The sequence below is a fragment of the Arthrobacter sp. P4_F10 genome, from assembly GCF_056401435.1.
The window spans coordinates 1-2,283 of the sequence record NZ_JBFUJJ010000086.1; the positions used below are offsets into that span (position 1 = coordinate 1).

Consider the following 2,283-nt stretch of genomic DNA (forward strand, 5'->3'; position numbering starts at 1 on the left):
GTAGCACGGCGGGGCAAACCAGAAGCCGATACACCAGCCGTATGGCTCGGTGTACTCCGTGCCATCGCCACAGCAGAACTTTAGTGTCTGGATGAATCCGAAGCATGCCGTGCCCGCGAACCAGCAGCCTGGTTTAGGGGCTGGAGGATTGCCGGCTCCCACGAATACGAGTCGGCGGTTGAGTGCATCTGCTCGGTCTTGACAGCCTGCGCATGTCGGTAACCTGAGTCGAGTTGTGAGTTTCCTGACGAGGGTCCCGGCGCCAATCTCGCCCTCTATTAGCCTGCTCGGGATACTCACTCGATGTGGCAGAACGCTTGGTGATCGGCTGCCGATCCGTTTCACAAGCATTGACGTACCTCCCGAAGGTGGTTCACTGACTCTTGGCTCTCGTGAGCAATGCTAGGCCGGGCCCGTTATCGCGGCGTTATCGTGCTATTCATGGTCCCTGCACAGGCTGTGGACCCTGTTCTCGCCCGCAGCAAGGCCTTTCTCGGGGAGTTCGTCGGCGATGAAACGGTAGCCCAAGGCGATGATCTGTGCGGGCAGGTGCAACGGTCGCGATTATTCAACTCGGGCGGGAGARTTTTGCAGGCGGGGGTATACCTGAATCCAGGTTTCCAGTATCTGTACTGGATTTCTCGCAGCGCCAGTGCAGGCTGGGAGGTGTCGCGGTGGCGGACCGGCTTGTGCGGCAACTAGAAGTCATCTCTGGGTGAGGCCCGGCGTCTTTGTGTGAGCACGCGGCGAAGAGGATGACGAGGGCGCTGCCACCAAATGGGGCGGTCCATTCGCCGGCCTGCCAAAGGGGGATCGCCGCACCACTACACAATCGGGAACATACGGTATTCCGGGGGTGTGGTGATCGGCGGGAACCTGGGCCGGGAGGGGAACACGCACGGGGCGGTCTGGGCCGCGGATCTGCGCGAGGCGGCCGGCCCCCGACCGGAGATCAAGAAGCCCATCTGGCAGGTCTCCCTGYGTTGCGCGCCCGGGGACCGGCGGCTGAGCGATGAGCAGTGGCGGGACGCGGGCACGATCATGGCCGAACGCATGGGCTACGAGGACCACCCCTGGGTGGTGGTCCGCCACGGGGAGGACCACGTGCACATCGTGGTCAGCCGCATCAGCGACACCGGGAACGTCTGGCACGCCCGCCAGGACTTCCGGGCCGCCCAGGCCGCGGCCACCGCGCTGGAGAAGCACTTCGGGCTCGAGCAGGCACCACGGCAGAAAACCCCGGGCCGGCCCCGGACCAGCCAAAAAACTGTGCACGGGCACCAGCAGGAAACCGCGCAACGGATCACCGCTGCCCGGGCCGAAACCCTGGCCCAGGCACGCGAAATGCAGCGCCTGATGGCCCAAAGCTTCCCCACCCCGCCGAAACCCTCCCAAGGCACCCCCGGCACCGGCCCGCGTGCCAAGGACCGGCCCGCGGGTCGGGAAGGAACGCCCGGATAGGGCCCGGACCAGGGCCTGGGCCGCTAACGCCACGGGCTGCCGCGCAACGCTCCGGGGGAATCCTTCGAAGGCTACGAAACTCCGACCTGTAACGGCTTCGTAACGCCCAGCTCCTACTCTCGTAGTTACCGGCGGATATCCATCAAGCCGGTTTATGACCACGAAAGGGAGAATCATGACCCGACAGATCACAGTAAATGTAGACGCCGATGGTATGGATTTTGAGGACGTCGGCGTGAATCAGCGCGGGACGCTTCGGACTCGGCAGGTCACCTTCCTCGAGGAGGGTGACAGGGACGTGCCGATTCTTAACGCCGTCTTCTCCTGGGGGGGCGAATGCCGGTCGGACATCTTCCTGAAAGGATCTGTCTCCGGCGGCAAGTTCTTCGCGACCGGGCTGACGCGGCTCTTCGAAGGAACCAGCGAGGACACCGGCGACCTCGACGGCCAGCTAACGATCAACTTCGATGTAGGCAAGGGTGAAACCGAAAACTTTGCGTTCACCGTGACCAACACCGATGAGAACGCTCAGGACCGGGCAACATGGCGTCTGGCGGTGGCAAATAACATTACGGAGTAGAGACTGCGGTTCGGGTCTGGATCTCTGATTTGCGACTTGCCGGTGCCCTTTGAGAAATCGGGTCGGTTGACGCGCATCGACCGTTAACCGTCACACGCTGGTCAATGCGGTAATCGGTTGCGGCCACGAGCCGCATGTCGGCGGCGGACGATTGGCCTCGAATGATTTTAAAGCCCGGGCAGCCCGGGCAGCCCGGGCATCGGCAAGTCTGCCCCTGCCGATTTGGCGCCTTGGAGGTTGGT

Annotated in this window: 2 protein-coding genes; both read left to right on the top strand. The window is 63.2% G+C overall.

The features are described from left to right. Nucleotides 1–858: 858 nt before the first annotated feature. Complete coding sequence (locus tag AC1DR1_RS23075) at nt 859–1,461, top strand: relaxase/mobilization nuclease domain-containing protein (RefSeq protein WP_476993444.1); 603 nt, start codon at nt 859–861, stop codon at nt 1,459–1,461. A gap of 175 nt (nt 1,462–1,636) precedes the next feature. Beyond that, nucleotides 1,637–2,041, top strand: a complete 405-nt coding sequence (locus tag AC1DR1_RS23080) for a hypothetical protein (RefSeq protein WP_476993445.1) — start codon at nt 1,637–1,639, stop codon at nt 2,039–2,041. Nucleotides 2,042–2,283 lie beyond the last annotated feature (242 nt).

What these genes read in the sequence shown, in the direction of transcription:
- AC1DR1_RS23080 (WP_476993445.1), top strand. Translation starts at nt 1,637, where the DNA reads ATGACCCGACAGATCACAGTAAATGTAGACGCCGATGGTATGGATTTT.